The organism is Sphingopyxis sp. SCN 67-31 (assembly GCF_001725095.1).
Genome location: NZ_MEFH01000140.1, coordinates 7,813 through 11,172 on the forward strand (window position 1 = coordinate 7,813; position 3,360 = coordinate 11,172).

The following is a 3,360-nucleotide window of genomic DNA, read 5'->3' on the forward strand; positions in this document are numbered from 1 at the left end:
GCGATCAACCGGCCGCCGTGTCGCTCGTCGATGACTCAAGTCGTTGGTCGCGCGCGCGGCGCAATTTGCGCCGCCAGCGCAGGCGGATCCAATTGTCCCAGATCACCGCCGCAAGCAGGAAGCCGACCACCGCGGTGACGACCGAGATCACGAACAGCCCCGCGATCAGAGCCGGCGCAGCGTCGGACAACAGCCACCGCGCCCATTCGCCGACCGATGCGCCCTTGTCGATCATGATCGAGAAGGTCGCGACATTCGCATGCAGCCCGAACAGATCATTGCCGAGCCACACCGCCGCGGCGATCAGCAGCGGCGTCGTCGCGGGGTTGGACAGGAAGGTCATCGCAACGCCGATCGGAATATTGGCACGGAAAGGCAGCGCGAGCAGCGCCACGCCCAGTATCTGCGCGCCGGGAATCAGGAAAAAGATGCCGACGAACAGGCCGAGCGCGGTGCCGCGGCGCACCGAAGTGCGGGTGAAGCGCCACAAATGGCTATGCGCGACGCGATGGGCAAAGGGCTTGACGAACCGGCTTTCGAGCAGCTCCTCACGCGACGGCGAGTGGCGCTTGATCCAGTTCATCACCGCCGCCTTGTCGCGCGGCTTCCCCCCGCTCATCCCCGTTCCTTCATCAATCGCTGCTTGTCGCGCTTCCAGTCGCGTTCCTTGATCGACTCGCGTTTGTCGTGCGCCTTCTTGCCCTTGGCGAGCGCGAGTTCGACCTTCGCGCGCCCGCGTCCGTTGAAATATACGCTCAAGGGCACCAGCGTCATCCCTTGTCGGGCCACCGCCGCATGCAATTTATTGATCTCGCGCGTGTTGAGCAGCAGCTTGCGGGGCCGGCGCGGCTCGTGATTGAAGCGGTTACCGTGGCTGAATTCGGGGATGTTGGCGTTGATCAGCCACACCTCGCCGCCCGCGACTTCGGCATAGCTTTCGGCGATCGTCCCCTCGCCGAAGCGCAGCGATTTCACCTCGGTGCCCTGCAGCGCGATCCCCGCCTCGAACACCTGGTCGATGGCATAGTCGAAGCGCGCGCGCCGGTTTTCGGCGACGACCTTCTTCTTGTCGAATTCGGGGGCGGATTGCGGACGGGCCATGAATGAAGAAAACCTGAAACCTAGAGAACGCCCGCCGAAACCAGTGCGGCATCGACGGCGGCGCGCGATGCAGCGGACGCCGGAATGATAGGTAGGCGCACATCGGGCGAAAACCAGTCGTGCACCCGCGACAGCGCATATTTGACCGGCGCCGGTGACGCGTCGGTGAACATCGCCTTGTGCAGCGGAAACAGCCGATCGTGCAGGACCAGCGCGCGCGCCCAGTCGCCCGCGGCGCAGGCGGCGGCGAAATCGGCGCACAGGCGCGGCGCGACATTGGCGGTGACCGAAATGCAGCCCTGACCGAAATGCAGCCCACCCCGCCCAGAACGGCGTGCGGCAACCACAAGTCGTCGTTGCCGCTGAGCTGGCAGAAATCGGCGCCCGCCCCCGCCCGGTGCATCGTCACGCGCGCAAGGTCGCCGCTCGCATCCTTGGTTGCGATGACCGTCGGAATTTCGGCGAGTTTGCACATGGTTTCGGCGCTGATGTCGGCGACGGTACGGCCGGGGACATTGTAGACGACGATCGGCAGATCGCTCGCGTCGGCGAGCGCCCTGAAATGGGCGAGCATGCCTTCCTGTGTCGGGCGGTTGTAATAGGGCGCGACGATCAGCGCGGCGCTCGCCCCTGCGGCCTGCGCATGCCGCATGTGGCGGATCGCGGTGGCGGTGTCGTTCGACCCGCAGCCGGCGATCACCGGCACCCGTCCCGCCGCCGCCTCGATGCACGCGTCGATGATGCGATAATGTTCATCGAAGCTCAGCGTCGGGCTCTCGCCGGTCGTACCGCACGGCACGAGCGCGTTCGTCCCCTCTTTGATCTGCCAGTCGACGAGGCGGGCAAAGGCCTGCATATCCAACGCACCGTCGCGAAATGGCGTCACCAAAGCGGGAATCGACCCCGAGAACATGCTCCGCTCCTTTACAAAAAGCCGCTTTCACCGATAGAATCCGGTCAGCGCGCCGCGTCATGAACGCCTATTCAGCGCCCTGCAAGGAGTTTGCCACTAACATGGCCGGCATGTTTTCGCTGCCCCCAATTTCCCGCCTCGCGCTCGCCGCAGCGCTGCTTGTCCCATCGGTCGCCACCGCGAGCGAACTGACGCCCGATCAGATGGCGTGGTATCGCGCCCAGATGGGGCTCGCGTCGGTCTCGACCTCGCCGCCGAGCGCGACCAACACGGTTGGCGACGCGGTGCTCGAATGGCGGCGGCTGACGCAGGACCAGACTGCGTCGTTCGACCGGCTTTCGCGGTTCCTGATGGCCAATCGCGACTGGCCCGATGCCGACAAGATGCGCGTCCGCGCCGAAAAGGCGATCGCGATCGACAGCTTCGATCCCGCGCGCACGCTCGCCTATTTCCAGGCCTTTCCGCCGCGCACGGCGAGCGGCGAACTGCGCATGGCGCTGGCGCTCAATGCGTCGGGCCGCCGCGACGAAGCCTATGCCGCGGTGCGCCGGGCCTGGACCGGCGGCACGCTCGATGAAGCAGAGGTCAGCCGGGTGCTGAGCCTCTTCCCCGGTGCGATCTCGCTCACCGATCATGATGCCCGCATGGACAAGCTGCTGTGGCTGGGCGCGACCGGCCCCGCCTCGCGCCAACTCGCCTTCACCTCGCCCGACCGGCGGCCGATCTTTGCGGCGCGGCTGGCAATGCGCAGCGGCGCGGTCGACGCCGCTATGCAGGCGTCGGCGATCGAAGCGCAATATCCGTCGCTGACCCGCACCGACCCCGGCTATATCGCCGACAAGGCAACTTGGCTGCGCAAGGCGGGCCGCGTCGGCGAAGCGCGCGCGCTGCTCGCGGGGCCGCGCAATCTGGCCTCGGCACCCACCGATGCCGAGGAATGGCTCGAAACCCTGCTCACCAATGCGCGTCAGGCCGACGCCGCGGGCGACAAGACGACCGCCTATAATATCGCGCGGCAGCTTGATGACGCGCTGCCGTCGGGGACGGTCGTGCGCGAACAGCCGCTCGGCGTCCGCGACGATTATACCTCGCTGGCATGGCTCGCAGGCCAGCTCGCCTACAAGAGCCTTGGCCGGCCGGGCGAAGCGGTGCGACTGTTCCGCGCTTATGGCGAAGCCGCACGCTCGGCGCAGACGCGCACCAAGGGCTTTTACTGGGCGGGTCGCGCCGCGCTCGCAGCGGGCGACACGGCTGCGGCCAATGTGCATTTCGCCGACGCTGCCGAACATTATGACCAGTTTTACGGCCAGCTCTCGCTCGAACGGCTCGGCCGTCGCCAGCCCAAG

2 protein-coding genes and 2 pseudogenes are annotated in these 3,360 nt (G+C 66.6%); 1 reads left to right on the forward strand and 3 read right to left on the reverse strand.

Annotation, left to right across the window (positions count from 1 at the left end):
- Positions 1 to 4 precede the first annotated feature (4 nt).
- From ABS88_RS21625 to dapA, 3 genes and pseudogenes are all read right to left on the reverse strand, one after another.
- Complete coding sequence (locus ABS88_RS21625) at positions 5 to 619, reverse strand: DUF2062 domain-containing protein (protein WP_003050300.1); 615 nt, start codon at positions 617 to 619, stop codon at positions 5 to 7.
- Positions 616 to 1,101: an SsrA-binding protein SmpB gene (gene smpB / locus ABS88_RS21630; protein ID WP_003050298.1), complete on the reverse strand. Its 486-nt coding sequence runs from the start codon at positions 1,099 to 1,101 to the stop codon at positions 616 to 618. The genes ABS88_RS21625 and smpB overlap by 4 nt, the downstream gene beginning before the upstream one ends.
- Before the next feature lie 20 nt (positions 1,102 to 1,121).
- Positions 1,122 to 2,014 (reverse strand): annotated as a pseudogene (dapA, locus tag ABS88_RS21635) (4-hydroxy-tetrahydrodipicolinate synthase).
- Between the two features lie 101 nt (positions 2,015 to 2,115).
- Between dapA and ABS88_RS21640 the strand changes: the two are divergent.
- A pseudogene (locus tag ABS88_RS21640) lies at positions 2,116 to 3,360 on the forward strand (lytic transglycosylase domain-containing protein); the annotation flags it as partial.